Raw genomic sequence first — 730 nt, forward strand, 5'->3', positions numbered from 1 at the left:
ACTATGTATAAATTGGAAAATTACCGAGTAACAGCTATAATAAAACCGTATTATTTAGTTTTATTGAGGGAGTCTATGAAAAATATTATTTTCGGTTTAACATTACCAACCGTATTGCTGTTCACGTCACTTTGTGTCGGCGCTTCAGATGTGGTCAAGCTTTCAAACTCAGGCATATGCCATGATGAAAACAGCGCCTGGTTTGAAAAGACCAAAAGCTTCACGATTTATTCCAGCTTAGAGAAATGTATTGCAGCTGGTGGTCGACCTACCAAATCCAACGGCAATAAGAAGGCGAATCAATCACCTACTTCTGTAAATGGTATCCCTAAGTACGTTAGATCTGATTATGCTCACTGGTCTGATTTTGATCATGATGGCATGAACACTCGACATGAGATATTGGAAGATATGTCATTGAGCATTGTTAAGTACAGTTCTAATGGTAATTACGTCCAAAGAGGGAGATGGAATGACCCATATAGCGGAAAGACCTTTTACAAAAGTAGCGACCTACAAATAGATCATGTCGTACCTCTGGCTTTTGCTCATTACGCTGGAGCTTGGCGCTTCTCAAAAGAGGAAAAGGAATTGTTTGCGAATGATGCCAGTAACTTACTCCCTGTTCAGTCTTCTTTAAACCAAAGCAAGTCGGCTTCCCCTCCAACAGAATGGCTTCCACCAAATTTAAAATATCGGTGCGCTTACATTTATCACTTTGACAGAGTGA

At 39.9% G+C, this 730-nt stretch carries 1 protein-coding gene; it reads left to right on the forward strand.

Annotation, left to right across the window (positions count from 1 at the left end):
• Window positions 1-75: 75 nt before the first annotated feature.
• Window positions 76-730 (forward strand): HNH endonuclease family protein (locus AB4653_RS24145; RefSeq protein ID WP_372105507.1); only part of this gene is annotated, 655 nt, incomplete at its 3' end.

It is taken from the genome of Vibrio sp. 10N.222.48.A3 (assembly GCF_041475345.1).
Classification (GTDB): domain Bacteria; phylum Pseudomonadota; class Gammaproteobacteria; order Enterobacterales; family Vibrionaceae; genus Vibrio; species Vibrio tasmaniensis_A.